This window comes from Stenotrophomonas sp. 21LCFQ19 (assembly GCF_056861425.1).
This window is the reverse complement of record NZ_JBSPUF010000002.1, coordinates 149011-171901: the sequence shown is the minus strand read 5'-3', so window position 1 is coordinate 171901 and position 22891 is coordinate 149011. Positions and strand designations below refer to the sequence as shown.

Genomic DNA, 22891 nt, shown 5'->3' with positions numbered 1-22891 from the left:
CAGTTCTCCTTGAGCAAGTGGCGCCACACGGCGCGCGAGCAATCATGTGCAGGATGGTTCTCAGCGCAGTCTAGCCTGCATCGCCGTCACCTCGTCGAGAATCCGGGCCTGCACCTGGGCAGCCTGTTCCAGTTGCGCCTGCGTGTCGGCGGCGCGCGCCGCCAGGCTTTGCTGCCGCCAAAGCGGTAACAACACGTCGCGGATGCGCTGGTAGCGTTCGATCAGCTCCACGCCTTGGGCATGCAGCAGGCGTAGCTGTTCGGCCTCGGACTGCCGCAGCCGGGCTAGCCCGCGCAGATGTTGCAGGCGCCGCTGCAGCGTGGCCTGCGCCACCACCTCGGCAGGCGGTGGTATCGCCTCACCGGCAGCAGCCCAATCATCGATGGCAACCACTGCCATCTGCGCCCGCCCGACCTGCTGCAGATACTGGCCAAGCTCCTGCTGCAAAACCTGTACGCAGTCGTCGGCACGTAACAGACAGACATCGAGCTGGGCCGCCAGCTGCTCGGCCCGCGCCTGCGCCTCGACATCACGCCCCAACAAGCGGCCAAGCAATCCCACCGAACGCCGGATCTGGCGCCCATCGGCTGCGGACATCGCCTGGCGGATGTTGTCCATCTCCGCGACCAGCCGCGCCGCAGCCGTTCCGGCCTGCGGCGTACCCAGCAGCTGCTCGATCGCGACCAGCAGGTCCGCGCCGTAGCTGGCCATGGCCAGCGCATCATCGGCTGGCAGCGGCGGCTGCGGTGGCAGCGGCAACACTGGCGGCGTCACATCAGGCATCGTCCGGCGCTTCATTGCCACGACTGCCCTGCTGCCCCGGCACCACGACATTGCCGCCGTAGAAATGCCGCATCAGCGCTTCGTCCAACGCCTTCTCTTCCGGCGTGCGCGCGCGCCGCACGCGCGGTGCTGGCTTGCTGCCCGCACCGCCGTCCTTGGACAGCCACTCCTGCAGCTGCGTGGCCAGGCCAGCCAAGGCATCGCCAACCTCCCCCTGTCGCTGCTGGGCTGCAGCCAGCACCTGCAACAACGGGGTCAGATCCTGCACTGGCGCAACTGGCGCGACTGCCGCAGGCTGTGCTGCGACCACCGCTGCGGGACGCTCGGCAACCGACTGCAACAAGGACACGATCTGCTCCCACGGCACCTCGACCTGCGGTGCGAGTGGTGCAACCGGCGCGGGCTCATCAGCACGCAGGCCCTGCAGGCCACTGGCAATATCGGCCAGCTGCGCGACCATGCGCGCACCGGTGTCGGCATCGTCGCCGCCCATCGCTTTGTCGCGCATGAAGTCGCGCTTGATCTGCTCCCAGCGCGCCAGCTGCGTCGCATCCAATACCTCGCGCAGCTCACCCAGCTTGAGCAGGTTTTCCTCGGAACCGCTGGTCAGCAGCTGCGATTCACCCAAGTAATGATCGGTGACCAGCTGCTGCAGCTCGGCGGCATTCATCACCGGCGAGATCTTCTCCGACAGCTTATTCATGTTGCGGTAGCTGCCTTGCAACCGGAACGGCGGCTCGACCCGGTACTTGTCGGCCTGCGCGGCACTGGCGATGTATTGCTGGTTGACCCGGTACACCACCTCGCGCACCTGCATCAGCCGCTGCAAGGTGGCGACGATCTCGTTGATCTCCGCACCGCTGTAAGCGTGGCTGAGTGCATTGGTCGACACCTCCTTGCCGCCAGCCTTGTCGACCAGCAGGTAGAGGTCGGCCAGGTCACGGGTTGCCATCGGCGCCAACACCTGGCTGGAGGTCAGGCTGTTCTCGATGTAGCTGAGCTTGAAGGCCTCTTCCATGCCGCCGAGTACATCACCGAGGTTGTAGATGTCGGCACGGTTGGCCAGCATGTCCGGCACCTTGAACACTTCACCGGACTCGGTGTACGGGTTGCCGGCCATCACCACGCAGAATTTCTTGCCGCGCAGGTCATAGGTCTTGGTGCGGCCTTTCCACACGCCCTCGATGCGACGGGTGCCGTCACACAGGGAGATGAATTTCTGCAGGAACTCCGGATGGGTGTGCTGGATGTCGTCAACATACAGCATGGTGTTGTTGCCCATCTCCAGCGCCAGGTTGAGCTTGTGCAGCTCCTGCCGCGAGGTGGCATCCGGTGCCTGCTCCGGGTCCAGCGAGCGCACTTCATGGCCCAGGGCCGGGCCGTTGATCTTCATGAAGACCAGGCCGAGCCGGTTGGCCACGTATTCCATCAATGTGGTTTTGCCGTAACCGGGCGGACTGATCATCATCAGCATGCCCATCAGGTCGCTGCGTTTGTTCTCGCCCACCGTGCCCATCTGCTTGGCGAGGTTATCGCCGATGATGGGCAGGTAGACGTCATTGATCAGCTTGTTGCGAACGAACGAGCTCAGCGGTCGGGCCTGGAACTCGCTCAATCGCAGGGAATCGCGTTCGCGCGCACTGATGCGGTGGCGCAGTGCCTGGTAGCGCTCAAAGCCGGGCTGGAACTGGCGGCGATGCGACTGCCAGCGCTGCAGGAAATCATCCACTGCCAACTGCAGGTGGCCTTGGGTGACGCGCGCATGCTCACCGAGCAGGCCAGCGACATCGGCAATCAAGGTCACCTCGCGTACCTGGCTGCGCAAGGCTCGTTCGCCGAGCAGCATCGCAGCGGCTTCCGGCACATAGCCGGCCATGGCGGCAAACTTCGGTTGGCCGCACATCGCCTGCAACCATTGCAGCGCCTGCGCCCATTGCAGGGCCGGTCGTGTGCTCAGACGTTGCAGGCTACGATCAAATGCATCCGCTTGCCCGGCAGCCTGCAGCTGTTCGCGCAGGCCGCTGAGCAGCTGCCGCGCGTAGCCGCTGAAGGAGAAAGTTGGCTCACCGTTGCCAAGCTCCGCCAGCAGGTATTCGGCAGCCAAAGCCGGTACGCCGCTATCGAACGGAAAGCCATGCTCGTCCTGGAAGCCCGCCAACGCCGATGCGATCTCCGTGCGCAAGGCTTCAAGACCGTCCCGCACATTGAACAGCTTGGCGATGGCGAACGCACCGGCGGCGCGTTCCAACCACTGGCTCACCTCCTCGCGCTTGCCCTCACGCGCCCAGAACAGCAAGGCAAGGGCGCGTGGCCCCGCCGCGTGCACCAGCGAACCGGCCGCCTGATACAGCGGCAGAACCGCCTGCAGGATCAACGTCGCATCGTGATCGTGAATGCCTTTCTCGTAGCCTTCGCGGTAACGTGGCGCAGCGAAATCGCGCACCCGCTTGGCCAGGGCATCGGCTTGCGCAGCTTCACGCAGCAACAGCTCCACGCTCAGGCCATCGCGGCCGTTGATGGCCGCATCCAGCAGCAGACCTGCCAGATACTCGCCGCGATAGAGCGCGGGTGACTCCGAATCCAGGGTCACCGGCCAATAGTCGCGCAGCTCCTCCAGCTCCGGATCGACAATGGCCTCGTAGTAGTCGGTGCCAGTGAGATGTACTGCCAGACCATCGCCGCGCGGCAGGATGGTCAGGTCCAGCGGCTGGGTGTTGACGCTGAAACGGTGTCGGCCAAGACGGATGATGTTGCCGCCGCCTTCGAACAGATCACTGCGATCACGCAGCGCCCGCACCGCCTGGTCGCGCACGCCCTTGAGCCGCGCTTCCACGTCGTCGGCCTTGACGCTGTCCTTGTAGTCGCGCAGGCGATCGGCGAGCTCACGCAACTTCAGGATCAGCGGGTCACCGGCGAAGAACGCGTTCAGTTCATCAACGGTGGTGAAGCGCTCGGTGCGCTTGGCCAGGCCATCAAGGATGCGGTTGGCTGCGTCCAGTACCGACTGCGCCTTGCGCTGGCGCGCATCCAGCAGCGTCTGCTTGTGCGACTCGAAGGTATCGAGCAGCTCCTCACGCTTGTTGAGGATGTCGCCCAGGAACTGTTCGTGCTCGCCGAACTGGCTTTCCAGTTCTTCCAGCTGCACCATCAACCGCGACAACTGCTCGTCGGCGCGCTCCGGATCGGTCGCCAAACCCAGCGCACTGGTGATGGCCTGGCTGAACAGGGAGAACTGCGCCCCAAACTGAGCAACGGCTTCAGCCGAACCCAATGAACGACGGCGCTGATCCGCACGTGCGCGCGCCTGGTTGAGCTTGGCGTAGATGGCGGAAATGGCCTCGACCACGCGCGTGCGCTGCGCGGCGTCGTCCACCTTCAGGCTGGCCATCAGCTCGGACAACATATCCAGATCGCCCGACATCACCTGCATCTGCGCGATCTGCTCGGACAGCTGCTTGGCGGTCTGTGCCACCTGCGCGGCGGCATCCAGCTCCTGCAATCGATCAGCGAACGGCTGCAGCGCTTTGTCGCTGCCAAGGAATTCACCCGCCGCCGCACCAACCCGGTCATGCGCCTCCTGCAAAGACGCATTCATTGCGTCGATGGCGGCAACATCCACATAACGGAAGTCACGTACCGTCAGCAGGCGGCCACGCAGCTTGCCGATCTCGCCGAGCGACTCGACGAACTCGCCGATCTTCGTCCAGTTCTGTGGCTGCAACCGCCCAAGCAGCGTCTTGTGCGCGGTGGTGACCTCGGCCATCGCCTGCGCCGACTGCTTGCGGATGCTCTCGACCTTTTCGTACTCATCGAGCATCGATTCGCCGGTCGCGCTGATCTCGCGCAGCAGCGTTGCCGCACCGTCGCAATTGGCATCATCCAGCCAATGGTGGGTATCGAACAGACGGCGCGCGTTATGGGTCAGCAGCTCGTAGCGCGGCAGCGATACCTCGCGGCTGTCGATCTCGCGACCGAGGTCAAGCAGATTCGAGATACCACGCACCAGCTCGGCATTGCCGATGCGGGCCATGAAACTGGTGCCGGTAGGTGCATGTGCAGCGAATTCATCACTGCTGAACGGGGTCTGCCAGACCTGCATCGGATGGACGCGGGTAGGCTCCTCGTTTTCGGCATTGAACAGCACCATCCGGCCATCACGCATGAAGGCATAGCCCATGCCGAACACGGGATTCTGCAACACGCGCTGGATACTGTTGTAGACGAACAGCGCCGACTTCCCGGCTTCGCGCTCGTAGAAGATGTACAGCATGTCCTCGCCGTTTGGCGAACGGATGGAGCGCTTGTAACGCATGCCCTGCATCGAGGCATCGAACGCCTTGTGCTCGCCGCTTTGCAGGTAATAGCCACCGGGAAAGATGACGCCATGGTCATCGGGCAGCTGCACGCAAGCCTGGACGATGGCGTCGTTGCGCACCACCTTGCCGGTCAGCGTGTTGTAGATCAGGCCACGCCAGCTGTCCTCGCGGTACGGCTGGATCTTCAGCAGGATCAGCGAGCCGACCTTGGCGAAGTCAATGGTCGCGTCGTCCACCGACTGCGTGCTGTCCTCGACCGGCTCGCTGTAAACGCCCTGCCCGGTCTCGGTATTGTTCTCGACCTTGATGGTCAGGTCACCACCGGTGGTCTCGACGAAGATAGTGTCGAGGATGTTGAGGTGCGGGAAGCGGCCGGTGATCAGCATGTCACGACCAGCACGCGCCCACTCGAAATCGAACGGCGGCGGCAGCGCGATATCACGCTCGCCACGTGCATCGATATAGGTCAGCTCGCCACTGGGTGCCATCGCCCAGCGGAATACGCGCACATCAGTGCTGCGCTCGCCGATCTGGAAGGCAGCCAGCAACTTGCCGTCGCGCACGATCAGCTGCAGCAGGCGCGCATTCTTGTAGTACGCGTAAAGCTCGCCAAAATCGTGGACGAAGCCCGCCTGCGCCAGGAAGCTGCTCTTCAGGTCCACCGGGGTGACGTCGTAGCCTTCGGCACCGTCCACCAGGCGATAGAGCCCGAACACATCCTCGATGCGGGTCTGGGTCTTCAAGCCGATGAAGACGTTGTAGCCGAACAGCAGCAGGTCGTCGCCGACCTGCACCACATCGCGGCCAACGCAGTTGTTCTCGCTGCGGATGCGGAAGCGCCCGATCACTTCCATCCGGCTGTCGCCGAACTCCTGCAGCCGGCGCTGGTTCAGCGCGTCCACCACCTGCCGCAAACGTGCGCCCTGATCACTCAGACGTTTACGCAGCACCTCATAGGCACCGCCCTGCGCCACCGCCTGGTCGGCGATGGAGCCGCCTTCCGGCGTGGCAGCAGCGTCCAGATTTGTATCGGCCATCGATTGTTCCCTGCTCTGACATCGGCAGATTCCGTCCTCGGGACGGAATCCCTGACGCCCTCATGCTCGTGTGCCGCCAGCTCCAGCCATGCGGCGCATCAACGCCCCACGCGGTACAACCGCGCGGGGCACGCCAACGCTCAACCTGCGTCCGACTCCATCGCCGGCGTATCGGCACCACGCCGAGCCGGCAGACCGCGCGCGGACATATCCACGCCCAGGTAGCGCTGCATCAGATCCTGCACGATCGGGCTCTTGTCGGTCAGACCTTCAATCGACTTGCCCAGTGACACCGCCTTGACCAGATTCTCGAACATGCCGCCGTCGCCACCGACCATGTCGATCTTGGCGTTGCGCAGCGCGCTGGCGATGACCTCGGCATTCTCCTTGGTCACTTCCTTGCCGGCATCGATCGCCGCCAGGGCCTGACGCAGACCGGTTTCCAGGGTCATGCGGAACTCTTCGTGGCCGCGTGCGGTATCGCCCAGCGAATCGATGGCCTGGAACTTGCGGGTCAAACCGTCGGCTTCGGCGAACAGCTTCTTCTCGATGACCGCGGCTTCGGCCACGCCCAGCGTTTCGGTTGCCGTTGCCTTGGCACGGCCCATCTGCTCCTCGCCCTGCGCACGCGCGGCCAGCTGCTCGGCCAGCACCTTGGCTTCGGCCGTACCCTGCTTCAGATTGGCGTCGGCCATCGCATCGACGACGCGGGCTTCGGCAATACCAACCTTCTCGATGGCCAGCGCGCTGGCTTCCTTGACCTGGGCATCCGCCAGGCCCGGCGCGGCACGCTCGGCGCGCACGCCATCGGCCAGTGCTTTCTTGGCTTCGGCCTGCTTGCCGGCGGCATCGAATTCGGCCTGCGCCAGCGTGGTGATCTCCACCGCGCGGTGCTTGGCAGCAGCTTCGCTGGCTTCGGCCTCCTTGACCTGCTTGAGCATGGCTTCCTGCGCCTGCGCTTCGGCTTCGAGGATGGCGACCTGCTTCAGGCGGTCAGCTTCCGATACCTGGCGCACTTCCTTGATGCGCTCTTCTTCCTGCGCCACGGTCTTGTCGATGGAGATGCGCTCACGGGTGATGTTGGCAACATCCATCTTGCCCTGCTCGACCACCTTGTCGCGCTCCACGCCCTGCAGCTGCACTTCACGATCGGTGGTGACCTGCTCCAGCTGGCGGGCACGGGCGACGCGCTCGACTTCGATGGCAACGGCGCGCTGACGGTTCTGCTCGGCCACTTCCACTTCGCGCAGGCGGTTCTGGTCGCGGATGTCGATCAGCTGCTGCGCTTCAATGCGGGCATTCTCGGACAGCTGGCGCTGTTCTTCCTGCACCTTCAGGGTCTCGGCTTCCTCGCGGGCGCGGATGGTTTCCACCTCACGGCGCTGGCGCGCCTCGGCCTCTGCCTGCTGCCGCTCAAGCGCCAGCGTGGCTTCCTTGGCCTCGACATTCTTCTTGGTGATGGCCAGGCGCTCGTTCTGCGCCAGCTCGTTGGTGATCACGTTCTGCGCAGCGGTCAGCTCGGTGATCTTGCGGATGCCTTCGGCGTCGAGGATGTTGCTCGGATCAAGCAGCGACTTCGGGGTCTGCTCCAGGTAATCGATGGCCACGTCTTCCAGCGCGTAGCCATTCAAGTCATTGCCGATCACCGCGATGATTTCGTCGCGGAACTCCTGGCGCTTCTCGAACAACTGGGTGAAGTCGAACTTCTTGCCCACGGTCTTCAAGGCTTCGGAGAACTTGGCGTTGAACAGGTCATCCACCGCGTTCTTGTCCGAGGCGCGGTCTGCACCGATGGCCTTGGCTACACGCAGCACATCGGCCTGGGTTTCGTTGACGCGCAGGTAGAACGCCACGGTGATGTCGGCGCGCATGTTGTCACGGCAGATCAGGCCTTCCTTGCCACGACGATCAACTTGCAGGGTGATCAGGCTGATCTTCATGTGCTCGGCGCGGTACAGCACCGGAATGATCAAGGCGCCGGTGAAGTGCACCTTCGGCTGCGCGCTCATGTCGTTGACGATCAGCGCGGTGCCTTGGTCAACCTTCTTGTAGAAGGCTTTGAACAAACCCGCCAAACCAAGGAAAAACACTAGCAGGGCAGCAACCCCGATAATGAAAGGGGCCAGCGCAGCAGTACTCATCAGTGGATCTCCTTGTCGCCTGATACATCAGAAGGGAAAACGTCCAAGCCTGGCAGGTCGGTATCGGCGACCACCAGGTAGTGATTCTTGTCGGGCAGGTATTCCACCAGCCTTACACGTTGGCCACGCGGCAAACGGCTGCCATCGCGTACGCGCACATGCAGGATCAGGCCGGCGCCGCCGTCGTCCATGCTGGCATAGCCCTGCGTGGCAGTGACTTCCGGCGAGGTGACCTGGGCAAGCCGGCCAAGGATGGACTCCTGGGCAACCGGCCGCAGCTTGAGCAGCAGTCGACGGATTGGCCGCAGCACCCAGGCCGACACCACCGCACCGGGAACCAGCGCGGCAATGGCCACCACCGTGCCGACGCCCCAGCGCAAGGGCGCCGGCAGTGACTGCAGGAAAAAGAGTTGGACCAGATAGGTGATGGTCCAGCCGAAAAAGGCCAGCAGCAACACCACCAGCATGGTCGGTGCGCCCCCGAGGCCGAGCCGCGCGAACATCGCGGCAATGCCGGTCGCGCCATGCTCACCGCCATGGGAATGAAAGTCGGCACCGTCGCCGCTACCAATGCCACCCTCATCGACGATACCGGTCGCGGCCAGCAACCAGTAGATGACAGCAAACGCGAACACGACGCTGTAAGGCAACGTCGGGTAGGACAGCGCTACTTCCAGAAACTCCGCCATGCACACTTTCCTTGTGGCGCCCAGCTGCTCAGCGGGAACTGCCCCAGCCTGCAAGCTGTGACAGCAACATCCGTTTCCCACAGGCATCCGTGCTTGTCGCCGTGGACACCATCATAAGGGAATCAGCCCGGACATGCCCTGCGACCGGATCCCAAAAGTGCGGCAGCCCGGGCAGCACCAGTGCACTACATCACCACGCTCAGCGCGCGTATTCAGTCCTGCTCGACATGCAGGTCGGCGCGGCGTACTTCTTCGACGAACTGGCGCATCTTGTAGCCGTCCTTGATCCCCGGCGACACCTCGATGCCGCTGGACACATCCACGCCCCAGGGCTGGGTGGCGAGAATGGCGTCGTGCACGTTCTCCGGGCGAATGCCGCCGGCCAGCAGGTACGGCCGGTGCACGCCGGGCGGAATCTGCGACCAGTCAAAGGCGACGCCGGTGCCGCCGCTGCCACCGGCCACGTGGCTGTCGAACAGGAAGCCCGCGGCATGCGGATACATCTGCTGCAGCCCGCGCGCGGTGACGTCGCTGCGTCCGCCCATCGCAATCGCCTTCAGGTACGGCATGTTGAAGCTGCGGCAGAACGCATCGTCCTCGTCGCCATGGAACTGCAACAGGGTCGGCCGCACCGCGCGCAGCACCTCGCGAACTTCCTCGCGATTGTTCTGCTGGAACAAGGCCACCACTTCGACCATCGGTGCGATCGCCTGGCGCATGGCGCGCGCCTCGGATGGTGCCACCCTGCGGGCACTGCCCTTGGCGAAGATGAAACCGATGGCATCCACACCCAACTCGGTGGCCAGGCGGATGTCGCCTGCGCGGGTCATGCCGCAGAATTTGATGCGGGTACGAAACAGCGTACGGCTCACAGTGTCACCTCGTCCGGCAGCTTCCAGAGCTCAGGATACAGCGGACCGACGAATACCAGGCCCTGCGGCGGTGCGGTTGGCCCTGCCAGGTTGCGATCACGGCCTGCCAGCAGCTCCCCGATCCAGCTTTCAGGTTTTTCGCCAGCGCCCACCATCATCAGCGAACCGACGATATTGCGCACCATGTGATGCAGGAAGGCATTGGCCTGGACCTCGACCTCTACCACCTCGCCCTGGCGCCGCACGGCGATCGATTGCAGTTCACGGCGGGCATGCAAGGCCTGGCATTGCGCGCTGCGGAACGCACCGAAGTCGTTCTCACCGAGCAACGCCTGCGCCGCCCGATGCATGGCATCGGCGTCCAGCGGGCGGCGATCCCAGCTCAGGATCTGCCGGTACAGCGCCGGCCGTACCTGGCGGTTGAGGATACGGTAGCGATAGCGTCGCGCCTTGGCCGAGAACCGCGCATGGAACTCATCCACCACCGGCACGCACCAGCGCACGCAGATCGACGGCGGCAACCGCGTGGTGGTACCCAGCACCCAGCCACGCGGCGCACGCTCGACATCACTGTCGAAGTGCACGACCTGGCATTCACCGTGCACGCCGGCATCGGTACGCCCTGCACACACCACACTGATCGGTGCATTGGCGACCGAAGACAGTGCCTCCTGCAACGTGGCCTGCACACTCGCGCAGCCGTGCTCGCCAAGCTGTTGCCAGCCCTTGAACTCGCTGCCGTCGTACTCCACGCCCAGCGCATAGCGCATCATTGAACCTCTGATCTTGTTGGAACCGGTGGAACCATGCCCAACTCAGTCGTTGTCGCGCTCTGACCACACAGCCAGTTCGTTGCCACCCGGTTCCAGGAACTGGAACCGCCGACCACCGGGAAAAGTGAAGATCGGCTTGACCACTTCACCGCCCTGCGCTGCGACGACCTCGAGCAGCGGGCCCAGCTGTGCGGCATACAGCACCAGCAGCGGCGCGCCCGCGCTCGTAGTCGCCGGCGCGCCACGGAAGAAGCCGCCCTGCAGCTCACCGTCATCAAAAGCAGTGTAATCCGGGCCGTAGTCTTCAAACGTCCAGCCGAACACCCGCTCGAAGAAAACACGACTCGCCGCAGGGTCGCGCGAGGCGAACTCCACGTAGTCAATCCGCCGCTCGCGTTTCATTGCAACTCTCCGTCAGGCCATGCGGCCAAGTAATTCCAGCGCTTCACTGCGTGCCTGCGGATCAGCGCTGGCAGCAACCTCGTTGAGCAGGGTACGTGCGGTCTCGGCATCGCCAAGATCGAGATAGGCAATGGCCAACTCCAGCCGTTCACGACCAGCAGGTGCCGGTGCCAGCGGCGCAACCGCAGCCACGTCACCGGCCAGCCAACCCGCCTCATCGGCCGCAGCCGGCTCGGGTTGCGCAGACACAGGCTCGACCACCGCATCGAACTGCCGCGAAGCCTCAAACAGCAGCACCGGCTTGTGTGCAACCGCCGGCGCAGCCGCCGGAAGCACCGGCTCCACGCGGGCCGGCGGGCTGGACTTCAGCCATGCCGGCATCGGTTCTTCATAGGCTTCGGGCTGTACTTCCGCAACGACAGGCAACGGCTGGGCGTCCAGCTCGTCCCGCGGGTCGAATTCGTCCACTTCCGCTGCATGCAACGACTGCTGCGCAGCAGCGGTGCCCATCACCGGCATCGCTGCGGCCAGGTCTCCCGCCTCGAAATCAGCGCGCGGGGCAACCGGCAGTGGCTTGCGCCGACGGCTCAGCAGCCAACCCAACGCACCCAGTACCAGCAACGCCAGCCCCAACCAGATCCAGCCAAACGAACCGCTGCCATCACGCTTGGCCGCCTCGCCCAATTGCTGCTGGGCAGCGGCCAGATCCGAATCCTTCATCGCGATCAGCGATTGCTGCTGCTTCTGCAGCTTCTCGAGTTCGCCGACGCGATCACGCAGTTCCTGCAGTTCCGCGTCACGCGCCGCCAGATCTTCCTTGGCTTGCTGCAGCTGTTCGTTGGCCAACATGTCACCCTCGCCACCGGCATCGAGTCCGGTCGTCATTCCCGCAGTCTGTTGTGCGCCGGCCACGGCCGGGGCGATTTCCAGGCGTGCACCACTGGGGGCCGCACTTGCTGCTGCCGGTGCAGCGGCCTTGGCCGGCGCCACCACAGCATCGGCTACGGCCGGCTGCGGGATGGGCGCGCGTGCCTGTCGCCACTGTGCGGCCTGGTCACGAACGATGGCACGTGCTTCGGATGCATCCACCCGTGCCAGCTCTTCCTGCGCAGGGGTACGCAGCACCGCACCCTGCTTGAGCAGGTTGATGTTGCCACGGATGAAGGCTTCCGGATTGGCCCGCATCAGCGCGACCATGGTCTGGTTCAAGGACGCGCCGCTCTCGCGCGACAACTCGCGGGCGATCTGCGACAGGCTCTGGCCGCGCTGCACCGGAGCCAGCTGGCCTTCACTACTGGCCACCGGCATCGCTGCTGGGCGCGCTGCAGGCGCCGCGGCAACCGGTTGAGCCGGCGCAGGTGCTGCTACCGGTGCGGCAGGTGCCGGCAACTCAGGCAGCGGCTCGGGCTCACGCACGATCAGATTGGATTGGGCCGCAGCCGGCGCTTCGATGACCGGTTCGGCCACTGCGGTTGCGGCTTCGGGTGCGGCCACCAGCGCCGAGTATTCACGCACCAGCCGGCCCTGGCCCCAATCGACCTCGATCAGGAAACCCACCGACGCCACCTGCACCGGCGCGGCACTGGTCACCCGGATCACCGCGCGGCCGTCACGGTCCTGCGCAAACTGGAATTGCAGTTCTCCTACCAGCCCGGTCGGCGCAGCCAGCCCTACGCGCTCGAAGGTGGCCGCTGATGCCAGCCCCGCCTTGGCGTTGTCGAGCTCGCTCGCATCACTGGTAATGACCGGAATCTCAGCCAGCAAAGGCTGTCCCGGCTTGGACAGGACGCGGATATTGCCCAGCCCCAACGCCATTGCTGTGCTACTGAACAGCGCCAGGCCGAGAACCAGCACACCTTGTAATGAGCGCATCGCGCCCCCGCCCCTTGGTTTCATGGCGGCCAATATAACGGCTGACCCGCCTTTCGAACACCGCTGTACCGCCCATATGCAACGACGCCGGCATCATGCCGGCGTCGTTGGGGGGATCAGCCGCCGTTGGCGACCAGCTCGGCGAGCTGCACTGCGTTCAGTGCGGCACCCTTGCGGATGTTGTCCGCCACCACCCACATGTTCAAACCACGCGGGTGCGAGATGTCCTCGCGGATGCGGCCGACATAGACCGGATCGGTGCCCGAGGCATGCGTAACCGGGGTCGGATAGCCGCCAGCCTTACGCTCGTCCACCACCTTCACGCCTGGCGCGGTGGCCAGCAGTTCGCGGGCCTGCTCGGTGCTGATCTTCTTCTTCGTCTCGATGTTGACCGCCTCGGAGTGGCCGTAGAACACCGGCACACGCACTGCGGTGGGGTTCACCAGGATGCTGTCGTCGCCGAGGATCTTGCGGGTCTCCCAGACCAGCTTCATTTCTTCCTTGGTGAAGCCGTTGTCGAGGAACTCGTCGATGTGCGGGATCAGGTTGAAGGCGATCTGCATCGGGAACTTCTTCGGCTCGATCTCCTGGAAGCCGAGCAGCTGCGCGGTCTGCTTACCCAGCTCTTCCATGCCGGTCTGGCCCGCGCCCGACACCGACTGGTAGGTGGCGATATTGATGCGCTCGATGCCGTACTCGCGGTGGATCGGCGCCAGCACCGGCATCAGCTGCATGGTCGAGCAGTTCGGGTTGGCGATGATGCCGCGCGGGCGGTTCTTCGCTGCTTCCGGATTGACCTCGGACACCACCAGCGGCACGTCATCGTCGTAACGGAAGGTCGACGAGTTATCGATCACCACGGCGCCAGCAGCGGCGAACTTGGGCGCGAATTCCTTGGAGATACCACCACCGGCCGAGAACAGGGCGATCTCGACGCCGGCCGGGTCGAACGTGGCCAGGTCCTGGATGGTGATCTTGTCGCCTTCAAAGTCGACCTGCTGGCCGGCCGAACGCTCGGAGGCGAGCAGGGTCAGCTTGCTGATCGGGAAATTGCGCTCGGCCAGGATGGACAGCATGGTCTGGCCGACAGCGCCGGTGGCGCCAACAACGGCTACATGGAAACGACGGGCTTCATTGCTCATGGGGATACTCGAAAGTTTGGAGGGGGAGACACACATCGAGCCAGGTTCGGGGAACCTCCAGCGCGCGGCTGCCGAGGCTCCCTATCGTTTTTTGTCGTCGGTTTTTTTGCCGGCAACGGCAATGCGCGCGGTGCCGTTGCTCAGCAGTTCGGTATTGATGGCATTGACCGGCTTGCCGGCATCCGGGCCAATGCCCAGGCCCGCCAGCAGGTTGTCCAGCGCAACCTGCACCATCGCCCGGCGTGTTGCCAGCGATGCGCTGCCGATATGCGGAGTGAGCACGATGTTGTCCAGCGCCAGCAATTCCGGACGCACGTTCGGCTCGTTCTCGTAAACGTCCAGCGCGGCCGAGGCCAGGCGACCGTTGGCCAGCGCATCGACAAGGGCCAGCTCATCGACGATGCCGCCGCGGGCGATGTTGACCAAGATGGCGGTCGGCTTCATCTTCGCCAGCGCGGCGGCGTTGATGATGTGGTGGTTCTGCGCCGTATACGGCAGCACCAGCACCAGGTGATCGACGCTGGCCAGTAGTTCATCGAAACCGACATAGCTGGCGCCGACCGCCTGCTCCTGCTCGGCAGGCAGCTGCGAACGGTTGTGGTACAGCACCTTCATGCCGAAGCCATGATGGCCACGGCGGGCAATGGCCTGGCCGATCCGGCCCATGCCGAGGATGCCCAGGGTGCTGCCATGCAGATCGGCGCCGAGCATGGTGGTGAACGACCACTGCCCCCACTTGCCGTCACGCAACCAGCGATCGGACTCGACGATGCGGCGAGCGGCCGCCATCAGCAGCGAGAAGCCGAGATCGGCCGTGGTTTCGGTAAGTACGTCCGGCGTATTGCTGGCAACGATGCCAGCTGCATTCAACGCAGGAACATCAAGATTGTTATAGCCGACGCCAACGTTGGCGATCATCTTCAACGCGGACGCATTGGCGATTTCCGCCGCACCGATCCGCTCGTTGAGCGTGATGAGGACGCCATCCATGTCGGCCAGATTCGCGCTGAGGCTGGCACTGTCGTGCTTGGTGACCGCATCAGTGGAAACCACATCACAGTGCAGCGCCAACTGCGCGACGGTGTCGTCGAACAGGGGCTGCGACACCCAGACGCGGGGACGACGGTCAGTCATTGCGCTGGCCAGGAATACGCGGGCTCATCTCGCCGACATCGCCACATTGGGCGCGGTGGCGCATGGCCTGGTCCATCAATACCAGTGCCAACATCGCCTCGGCGATGGGCGTGGCACGGATGCCGACACAAGGATCATGGCGACCGGTGGTGATGACCTCGACCGCATTGCCGGCCGTATCCACGGTTGCGCCGGGTAGGCGCAAGCTGGAGGTGGGCTTGAGCACCATCGAGGCAATGATCTGCTGGCCGGTGGAAATGCCACCGAGGATGCCGCCGGCATGATTGGACTGGAAGCCCTGCGGGGTGATCAGGTCACGGTGTTCGGTGCCCTTCTGCGCAGCGCTGGCAAAACCGTCACCGATCTCCACGCCCTTGACCGCATTGATGCTCATCAGCGCGGCAGCGATATCGCCATCGAGCTTGCCGTAGATCGGCTCGCCCCAACCCGGCGGCACGCCATCGGCAACCACGGTCACGCGCGCACCGACCGAATCGCCGGACTTGCGCAACGCATCCATATAGGTTTCCAGCTCGGGTACCTGCTTGGCATCGGGCCAGAAGAAGGGGTTGTCTTCGACCACATTCCAGTCAAAACCGGCCGGTGTGATCTCGCCAAGCTGCGACAGGTAGCCGCGCACGCTGACGCCGAAACGCTGCAGCAGCCACTTCTTGGCAACCACGCCAGCGGCCACCCGCATGGTGGTTTCACGCGCCGAGGAACGGCCGCCACCGCGTGGGTCACGGATGCCGTACTTCTGCCAGTAGCTGTAATCGGCATGGCCCGGGCGGAACTGCTGGGCGATGTTGCTGTAATCTTTGCTGCGCTGATCGGTGTTGCGGATCAGCAGCGCGATAGGCGTGCCGGTGGTGCGGCCTTCATAGACGCCGGACAGGATCTCGACCTCGTCGGCCTCACGCCGCGCGGAGGTGTGGCGGCTCTTGCCGGTGGCACGCCGCTGCAGGTCGTGGGTGAATTCTTCGGGGCTGATTTCCAGACCGGGCGGGCAACCATCGATCACGCAGCCGATGGCCGGCCCGTGGGATTCACCGAAGGTAGTGACGCGGAGGAGTTGTCCGAATGTATTCAATGCCGTTGTGCTCTTGCGGTTGCTCTTGCGGTTGCTCTTGCGGTTGCTCTTGCGGTTGCTTTGATGCCGTCATTCCCGCGAAGGCGGGAATCGCTCTTGCTCTTGCTCTTGCTCTTGATTGTGCTCTTGATTGTGCTCTTGCCTCACGCCAGCCAAGCAAAGGCCGGAGCCAGCGCCAGAGCGATTCCCGCCTTCGCGGGAATGACGGCTTCAAAAGCTAAGGACCCGAAGCCAAACCAAAACCAAAACCAAAACCCTACCCAATTATCTCTTCCCACAAATCCCGCCACTCGGGATTCACCTCTTCCACCAACCGCAACTTCCACTCCCGGTTCCACTTCTTCAGCTGCTTCTCGCGAAGAATCGCCGCTTCCATGCACCCGTGAAGCTCGTACCAGACCAGCTTGTCCACGTTGTAGCGCTTGGTAAAACCATCAACCACATGCTGCCGGTGTTGCCAGGTCCGCGCCACCAGGTTGCTGGTGACGCCGATGTAGAGCGTGCCGTGTTTCTTCGATGCCAGAAGATAGACGGCGGGTTGTTTCATTCACTCTCGCTCAAGAGCCAGAGCGATCCCCGCCTTCGCGGGGATGACGCGCCAAAACAAGAGCAGAGCGCATCACGCCCGAGCAGCTGCCAACTCGGCGATGCGCGCGTGGTGCACACGCAGTTCAGCCGCTTCGACAGCGAAGATGCCCATCTGCCCGACCTTGAACTCGATCCAGGACATGTAGACCTCCGGCAGCAGCTTGATCAGGTGCTGCTCGGAATCGCCTACTTCGCAGATCAACAGGCCGTCTTCGGTCAGATGGTCGGGCGCGTCGCGCAGGATCTTCAGCACCAGGTCCAGGCCGTCATCGCCTGCACGCAGGGCCAGGTCCGGCTCGTGCTGGTATTCCTTCGGCAGGGCGTCGGTCTCGTCATTGGTGACGTACGGCGGATTGGTGACGATCAGGTCGTAGACGCGACCCTGCAGGCCGGCGAACAGGTCGCTCTTGACCAGCTCCACGTTGTGGGCGAGCAGGCGTTCCTTGTTCTCCACCGCCAGCGACAGCGCGGCGTCGTTGACGTCGCTGCCGTCCACCTGCCAGTTCGGGTAGTAATGGCCCATCGCAATGGCGATGCAGCCCGAGCCAGTGCACAGGTCCAGCGCGCGGCTGACGTCGCGACCGGCCAGCCACGGCTCGAAGCCGCTGAGGATCAGCTCGGCGATCGGCGAGCGCGGCACCAGTGCGCGCGAGTCGCTCTTGAAGCTCAAGCCCGCAAACCAGGCCTCACCGGTCAGGTAGGCTGCCGGCTGGCGCTCGTCGATGCGGCGCTGGAACAGCGCCAGCACCTGCTGCCGCTCTTCCAGCAGCACCCGCGCCGTGCCATAGGCCGGGCCGAGGTCCGGCGGCAGGTGCAGGCTGTGCAGGGTCAGCTGGGTCGCCTCGTCCAGGGCATTGTCATAGCTGTGGCCGAAGGTCAGGCCAGCAGCATTGAAACGGCTTGCGCCGTAGCGGATCAGATCGACGATCGTTTGGAGTTCAGCGGCCGCTTCGGCAGTCATGGCAATACGGAAATACTTGAAAGGTCTGCGATTATAGGCACCTGGCCGGTATATTGATTGCCAAGTTGCAGCCGAAACTTCGGCAATGGCCCTCCAAAGGGGTGCAAACGCCCGCCAAACGGCCGGGGTGTACGCCTGCAATCCCCTACACTCCCGTATCCCGCCCGCGGCGGACCTCCCGTCCCGCCGCCGTATCCGAACGGAAGCCCGCGCGCATGTTCAATCGAAATACCGGCATCATCCTGGCCATCGCCCTGGCCGCCGGCCTCGGCCTGCTGCTGGCGCAGAAGGTCTTCGGCCCCTCCAACAAGGGCACGGACGGCACCAGCAGCATCATTTTCTATGGCACCCCGCGCACCCTGCCGGAATTCGACCTGGCCCAGTCCGACGGCACCCGCCTGATCCCGGGCGAGCTGCGCGGCCATTGGACCCTGGTGTTCCTGGGTTTCACCTCCTGCCCGGATGTCTGCCCAACCACCCTGACCGAGCTCGCCCAAGCCCAGAAACAATGGGAAACCATCCCCGATAGCCTGCGCCCGCGCGTGGTGCTGGTTTCGGTGGACCCCGAGCGTGATACCCCGAACCGCCTGGGCGAGTACGCCCATGCCTTCCACAAGGACACCATTGCCGCCACCGCCGACGTGCCGTCGCTGGAGCGTTTTGCCACCTCGCTGGGCATGGTGTTCCAGAAGGCGCCGGGCAAGCACTTCGAGCAGAACCCGGACGACTACAGCATGGACCACTCCGCCAGCATCGCCGTGCTCGACCCGCAGGGTCGGCTGGCCGGCCTGATGCGCCCCCCGTTCAACCCGCAGGCGATTGCCAGCGACCTGAAGAAGCTCACCGAGAAAACCGCACCATGAGTCTGGTTACAAGCCTCACCTATGTATTGCCGCACCGCCTGTTGTCGTCGATGGCCCGCTCGCTGGCCTATTCGCAGAACCCGCGCATCTCGCGCTGGCTGATCGACACGGTATCGAGCAAGTTCAACGTCAATCTGGCCGAAGCCGCCAATCCCGACCCGCGCAGCTACCCCAGCTTCAACGCCTTCTTCACCCGTGCGCTGAAGCCCGGCGCACGCGTGGCCGCGGCCGACCCACGCACCCTGACCATGCCGGCCGATGGCCGTATCAGCCAGCTTGGCCCTATCGAGGATGGCCGCATCTTCCAGGCCAAGGGCCAGTCGTTCACCGCCGCCGAGCTACTGGGCGACGCCGCCGACGCGGCCCCGTTCAACAACGGCCTGTACGCCACCGTGTACCTATCGCCGCGCGACTACCACCGCGTGCACATGCCGTGGACCGGCACCCTGCGCGAGACCGTGCACGTGCCCGGCCGGCTGTTCAGCGTGGGCACCGATGCGGTGGCCAATGTGCCGCGCCTGTTTGCCCGCAACGAGCGACTGGTCTGCCACTTCGACACCGATTTCGGGCCGATGGTGCAGGTGATGGTTGGCGCGCTGCTGGTCAGCGGCGTGGAGACGGTATGGAGCGGCGAGGAAATCCCCGCCTACGGCGACCGCATCACCCGCAAGGACTGGCGCGGCAAGGGCATCACCCTGGAACGCTTCGCCGAGATGGCACGCTTCAATTACGGCTCGACGGTGATCGTGCTGCTGCCGCCCGGCGTTGCCGATTTTGATCCCTCGCTGACGGCCGAGAGCCCGGTGCAGCTGGGCCAGGCGCTGGCGAAGCTGCGCTGAGAGCATCGGCCCAGCAATGTGGGAGCGGCGTAAGCCGCGAAGCTGGGACAGCTTCAGTGGTCAACGCTTCTGCAATCTGGGGATCTATCTGCTTCGCGGCTGACGCCGCTCCCACAAAAGCACCACCAGCACATGCATGAAGGGCGCCTCTCGGCGCCCTTTCTGTTTCAACGACCGCAGCCTTCCAGCTTCAGGCTTTGCCCGGGCTTGAGCGCGTAAGCCGGCGCGCGCAGGCCATTGGCGCGCGCCAATGCCGGCACTTCGCATTGGAAGCGGTTGGCGATGGCGCCCAGCGTGTCACCGCGGACAACCTTGTAGCTGCGCGCTGCCCGTCGCGCCGGTGCTGCCGGACGCGGTGGCGGTGCGACAACAGGTGCAGCCGCCTGCGCTGCCTGCATCGCCTGTACATCGCCTACCGCGACGCTACCGGTAACCGTCGCCGCCGATGGCCGCTTGATCGCCGCATTCAGATCGGCCGTGATCAGCGCACGGGCCAGGTCGGCGCGCGGGCCGCTGACGCAGTAGCGGTTGTACAAGCCAGCAATGCGGGTGGTGACATTGATGGTGGTGCCGCCCGGAATCCAGCCATCGGCCTCGTAACGCGGGTTGAGGTTGCGCAGCGCACGCATGTAACCGTCGCGGGTACCGGTGCTGCCCAGGCAGATGGTCAGCTCGTAAATGGTGGTCGACTTGGCCAGGCGCAGCGTCGCCGGCTGTGCATTGAGCTTGGGGAACTCCACGCCGTACTGCTGCGGGTGCAGGAAGATCCATGCCGCGGCGATCACCATCGGCACGTAATCCTTGGTCTCGCCCGGGAATTGGTTGTACGAGGTATCGGTCCAGAAGCTCTGCCCGCCGGTTTCGCGGTAGATGCGCGCGGCACGGCCTTCGCCACCGTTGTAGGCAGCCAATGCGTACTCAATGTTCTTGTTGAGCCCACGCATGCGCTCATTCATGTAATCGGCGCTGGCACTGGCAGCGCTGCGCGGATCAAAGCGGGTATCGAAACCGGTGCCATCCGGGCCCAGCCCGAAACGGCGGCCGGTAGCCGGCATGAACTGCATCAGCCCCGCCGCGCCCACACGCGAGGATGCATGCACGCGGCCATTGGATTCCTTGGCCATGATGCCGAACAGCAGCGCTTCGGGCAGGCCATCCTTCTCCCACTCCGGCCACATGATCCCGCGCAGGTTCATGTAGTTCTCGTAGCTGGTCAGCAGCGAGGGACGCATATCGGTGAGCCAGCGGCGGATGCCGGCCTGGATCGCCGGGTTGTATTCAACCATGTCGTCGAAGGCATGCCGGTGGTCATTGAGCAATGCAGCTGCGCGCGCGGCTTCGGGCACATCGGCCACCAGCGGCGCGATGTGGTCCGGATCGGCCTCCAATGGGCCACCGTCCTCCTCCTGCGCCTCGCCGTTGGCATCGGTCCGCTGCTTGAGCAGGCGTTTATAGGTCGCCAGCAGATTGCTGACCTGGCAGCCCTTCTGTGCAATGCAGGCGCTGATCACATCTTCCATGTCTTCCAGCGCGGCGTCGCCCTCGGCCGTGCCCTTGGGGTCAGCATTGGCAACCAGCACCAAGGCATCGCTGTAGCGCTTCTCGGCCGCCGTCATCCGCGCCTCGATGGCATCAACCTTGACCTTGTCACGGGCGGAGATCGCCTGGGCGGCCGGAACCACGGTCAACAGCGAAGTCGCAACCAACATCGACCAGGCACGGGCAGAAAACAGGGATACGGGCATCAGCAGCACTGCATGACAAAGGTGAGGCAGGGTAGCTGGCGGACAGACCCGGGGGCAACATTGCCACCGCCGCGATACAGTCGGCCGTTAGAATCCTTCCTTCATTCATCAATGAGTGCCTCCATGGACCCGATCCTGCTCGGCAAAGGCGTCACCGACGACATCGCCGTCACCCTGCTTCCGCGCTTCGGCAACCGTCACGGCCTGGTGGCAGGCGCCACCGGTACCGGCAAGACGGTGACCTTGATGACGCTGGCCGAGGGTTTCTCGCGACTGGGCGTGCCGGTGTTCATGGCCGACGTGAAAGGCGACGTGGCTGGCCTTGCAGTTGCCGGCGAAGGCGGCGAGAAGCTGGCCCAGCGCGCCGCCGAGATTGGCGTCGACGGCTTCGCCCCGGCTGCCAGCCCGGTGGTGTTCTGGGACCTGTACGGCAAGCTCGGCCATCCGGTGCGCACCACCGTCAGCGAGATGGGCCCCACCCTGCTGGCCCGCATCCTCGAACTCAACGACACCCAGTCCGGCGTGCTCGACATCGTCTTCAAGCTGGCCGACGACCGCGGCCTGCTGTTGCTGGACCTGGATGACCTGCGCGCCCTGCTCGGCCTGGTGGCCGAGGAGCGCAAGGACATCTCCACCGAATACGGTCTGGTCAGCGCGCAGTCGGTGGCGGCCATCCAGCGCTCGCTGCTGCGCCTGTCGCAGGACGGCGGCGAAGCCTTCTTCGGCGAGCCGGCACTGGAGCTGGCCGACATCATGCGGGTCAACCATGACGGCCGTGGCGTGGTCGGCATCCTTGCCGCCGCGCAGCTGATCCTCAAGCCGCGCCTGTATTCCACCTTCCTGCTGTGGCTGCTGTCCGAGCTGTTCGAGCAGCTGCCGGAAGTGGGCGACCTGGAGAAACCCAAGCTGGTCTTCATCTTCGACGAAGCCCACCTGTTGTTCGACGATGCGCCACCGGCATTGGTGCAGCGTATCGAGCAGGTGGTGCGCCTGATCCGCTCCAAGGGCGTGGGCGTGTATTTCTGCTCGCAGTTCCCGGATGACGTGCCCGGCAACATCCTTGGCCAGCTCGGCAACCGCGTGCAGCACGCACTGCGCGCCTTCACCCCGCGTGACCAGAAGGCGGTCAAGACGGCGGCCGAGACCTTCGTGCAGAACCCCAAGCTCGACGTGGTCGCCACCTTGTCGCAGCTGGGCACCGGCGAAGCACTGGTGTCCACGCTGCAGGACAAGGGCATTCCCTCGCCGGTGCAGAAGACCCTGATCGCACCGCCGCGCTGCCGGATGGGCTCGATCACCGACGCCGAACGCAGCCAGGTACGCGCAGGCAGCCCGGTCGGCACCCGTTACGACACAGCCGTCAATCGCGAATCCGCAGCGGAGCTGCTGGCACAGCGCGCGGAGAAAGCGAGCGCACAGGCACAGGCCCCGGCCGCACGCACCCGCCAGCAGGATGAAGAACAGGAAGGCGGCTTCGGCCAAAGCATCAAGGACGCCATCTTCGGCACCAAGCGCCGCCAGGGCATGATCGAAACCATGGCCAAGCAGACCACCCGCACCGTCGGCACCAAGCTGGGCAACCAGATCGTACGCGGCATCCTGGGCAGCATCTTCGGCGGCAAGCGCTGAGTGTCCCAACCGGGC

General features: G+C 64.5%; 17 protein-coding genes. 3 read left to right on the top strand and 14 right to left on the bottom strand.

Annotated features, from left to right (window positions below; genetic code table 11):
• Positions 1-60: 60 nt before the first annotated feature.
• The 13 genes from AC13FW_RS02910 to prmB form a co-directional block, all read right to left on the bottom strand.
• Entirely contained in the window at positions 61-798 is a 738-nt protein-coding gene (locus tag AC13FW_RS02910) for a hypothetical protein (RefSeq protein ID WP_482988144.1), read from the bottom strand.
• Positions 776-6136 carry a DNA repair ATPase gene (locus AC13FW_RS02905; protein WP_482988143.1) on the bottom strand — a complete coding sequence of 1787 codons (5361 nt, stop codon included), beginning with the start codon at positions 6134-6136 and terminating at the stop codon, positions 776-778. The genes AC13FW_RS02910 and AC13FW_RS02905 overlap by 23 nt, the downstream gene beginning before the upstream one ends.
• 140 nt (positions 6137-6276) lie before the next feature.
• Entirely contained in the window at positions 6277-8277 is a 2001-nt protein-coding gene (locus AC13FW_RS02900; RefSeq protein ID WP_482988142.1) for a flotillin family protein, read from the bottom strand.
• Complete coding sequence (locus AC13FW_RS02895; RefSeq protein WP_482988141.1) at positions 8277-8966, bottom strand: hypothetical protein; 690 nt, start codon at positions 8964-8966, stop codon at positions 8277-8279. The genes AC13FW_RS02900 and AC13FW_RS02895 overlap by 1 nt, the downstream gene beginning before the upstream one ends.
• A gap of 212 nt (positions 8967-9178) precedes the next feature.
• Positions 9179-9838: a phosphoribosylanthranilate isomerase gene (locus tag AC13FW_RS02890; protein WP_296246060.1), complete on the bottom strand. Its 660-nt coding sequence runs from the start codon at positions 9836-9838 to the stop codon at positions 9179-9181.
• A complete protein-coding gene (gene truA / locus AC13FW_RS02885; RefSeq protein ID WP_282266643.1) occupies positions 9835-10608 on the bottom strand; it encodes a tRNA pseudouridine(38-40) synthase TruA in 774 nt (257 codons plus the stop codon). The genes AC13FW_RS02890 and truA overlap by 4 nt, the downstream gene beginning before the upstream one ends.
• A gap of 45 nt (positions 10609-10653) precedes the next feature.
• On the bottom strand, positions 10654-11013 hold the full coding sequence (locus AC13FW_RS02880; protein ID WP_482988140.1) for a VOC family protein: 360 nt from the start codon (positions 11011-11013) through the stop codon (positions 10654-10656).
• Positions 11014-11025: 12 nt separating this feature from the next.
• Positions 11026-12885 carry a type IV pilus assembly protein FimV gene (locus tag AC13FW_RS02875; RefSeq protein WP_482988139.1) on the bottom strand — a complete coding sequence of 620 codons (1860 nt, stop codon included), beginning with the start codon at positions 12883-12885 and terminating at the stop codon, positions 11026-11028.
• 116 nt (positions 12886-13001) lie between these two features.
• Positions 13002-14027, bottom strand: a complete 1026-nt coding sequence (locus tag AC13FW_RS02870; protein ID WP_282266614.1) for an aspartate-semialdehyde dehydrogenase — start codon at positions 14025-14027, stop codon at positions 13002-13004.
• A gap of 81 nt (positions 14028-14108) precedes the next feature.
• Complete coding sequence (locus AC13FW_RS02865) at positions 14109-15161, bottom strand: 2-hydroxyacid dehydrogenase (RefSeq protein WP_482988138.1); 1053 nt, start codon at positions 15159-15161, stop codon at positions 14109-14111.
• Entirely contained in the window at positions 15154-16251 is a 1098-nt protein-coding gene (aroC, locus tag AC13FW_RS02860; RefSeq protein WP_482988137.1) for a chorismate synthase, read from the bottom strand. Before aroC ends, AC13FW_RS02865 begins: the two co-directional genes overlap by 8 nt.
• A 256-nt stretch (positions 16252-16507) precedes the next feature.
• Positions 16508-16798 (bottom strand): GIY-YIG nuclease family protein, encoded by a 291-nt coding sequence (locus AC13FW_RS02855; protein WP_482988136.1) that lies wholly within the window; start codon positions 16796-16798, stop codon positions 16508-16510.
• Positions 16799-16870: 72 nt separating this feature from the next.
• Positions 16871-17800 carry a 50S ribosomal protein L3 N(5)-glutamine methyltransferase gene (gene prmB / locus AC13FW_RS02850; RefSeq protein ID WP_482988135.1) on the bottom strand — a complete coding sequence of 310 codons (930 nt, stop codon included), beginning with the start codon at positions 17798-17800 and terminating at the stop codon, positions 16871-16873.
• 215 nt (positions 17801-18015) lie between these two features.
• Here prmB and AC13FW_RS02845 point away from each other — a divergent pair, with 215 nt between their 5' ends.
• Both AC13FW_RS02845 and asd read left to right on the top strand, forming a co-directional pair.
• A complete protein-coding gene (locus AC13FW_RS02845) occupies positions 18016-18663 on the top strand; it encodes an SCO family protein (RefSeq protein WP_296246047.1) in 648 nt (215 codons plus the stop codon).
• The gene (gene asd / locus AC13FW_RS02840) at positions 18660-19502 is read left to right on the top strand and encodes an archaetidylserine decarboxylase (protein ID WP_482988134.1); all 843 of its coding nucleotides are present in this window, start codon (positions 18660-18662) and stop codon (positions 19500-19502) included. The genes AC13FW_RS02845 and asd overlap by 4 nt, the downstream gene beginning before the upstream one ends.
• A 167-nt stretch (positions 19503-19669) precedes the next feature.
• Here the strand turns inward: asd and AC13FW_RS02835 are convergent, their stop codons facing one another.
• Positions 19670-21247, bottom strand: coding sequence for a transglycosylase SLT domain-containing protein (locus tag AC13FW_RS02835; protein ID WP_282266604.1), 1578 nt, complete (start codon positions 21245-21247; stop codon positions 19670-19672).
• A gap of 123 nt (positions 21248-21370) precedes the next feature.
• On the opposite strand from AC13FW_RS02835, the gene AC13FW_RS02830 reads away from it, so the two are divergent.
• Positions 21371-22876 (top strand): helicase HerA-like domain-containing protein, encoded by a 1506-nt coding sequence (locus AC13FW_RS02830; protein WP_482988133.1) that lies wholly within the window; start codon positions 21371-21373, stop codon positions 22874-22876.
• The last annotated feature ends 15 nt before the right edge of the window (positions 22877-22891 follow it).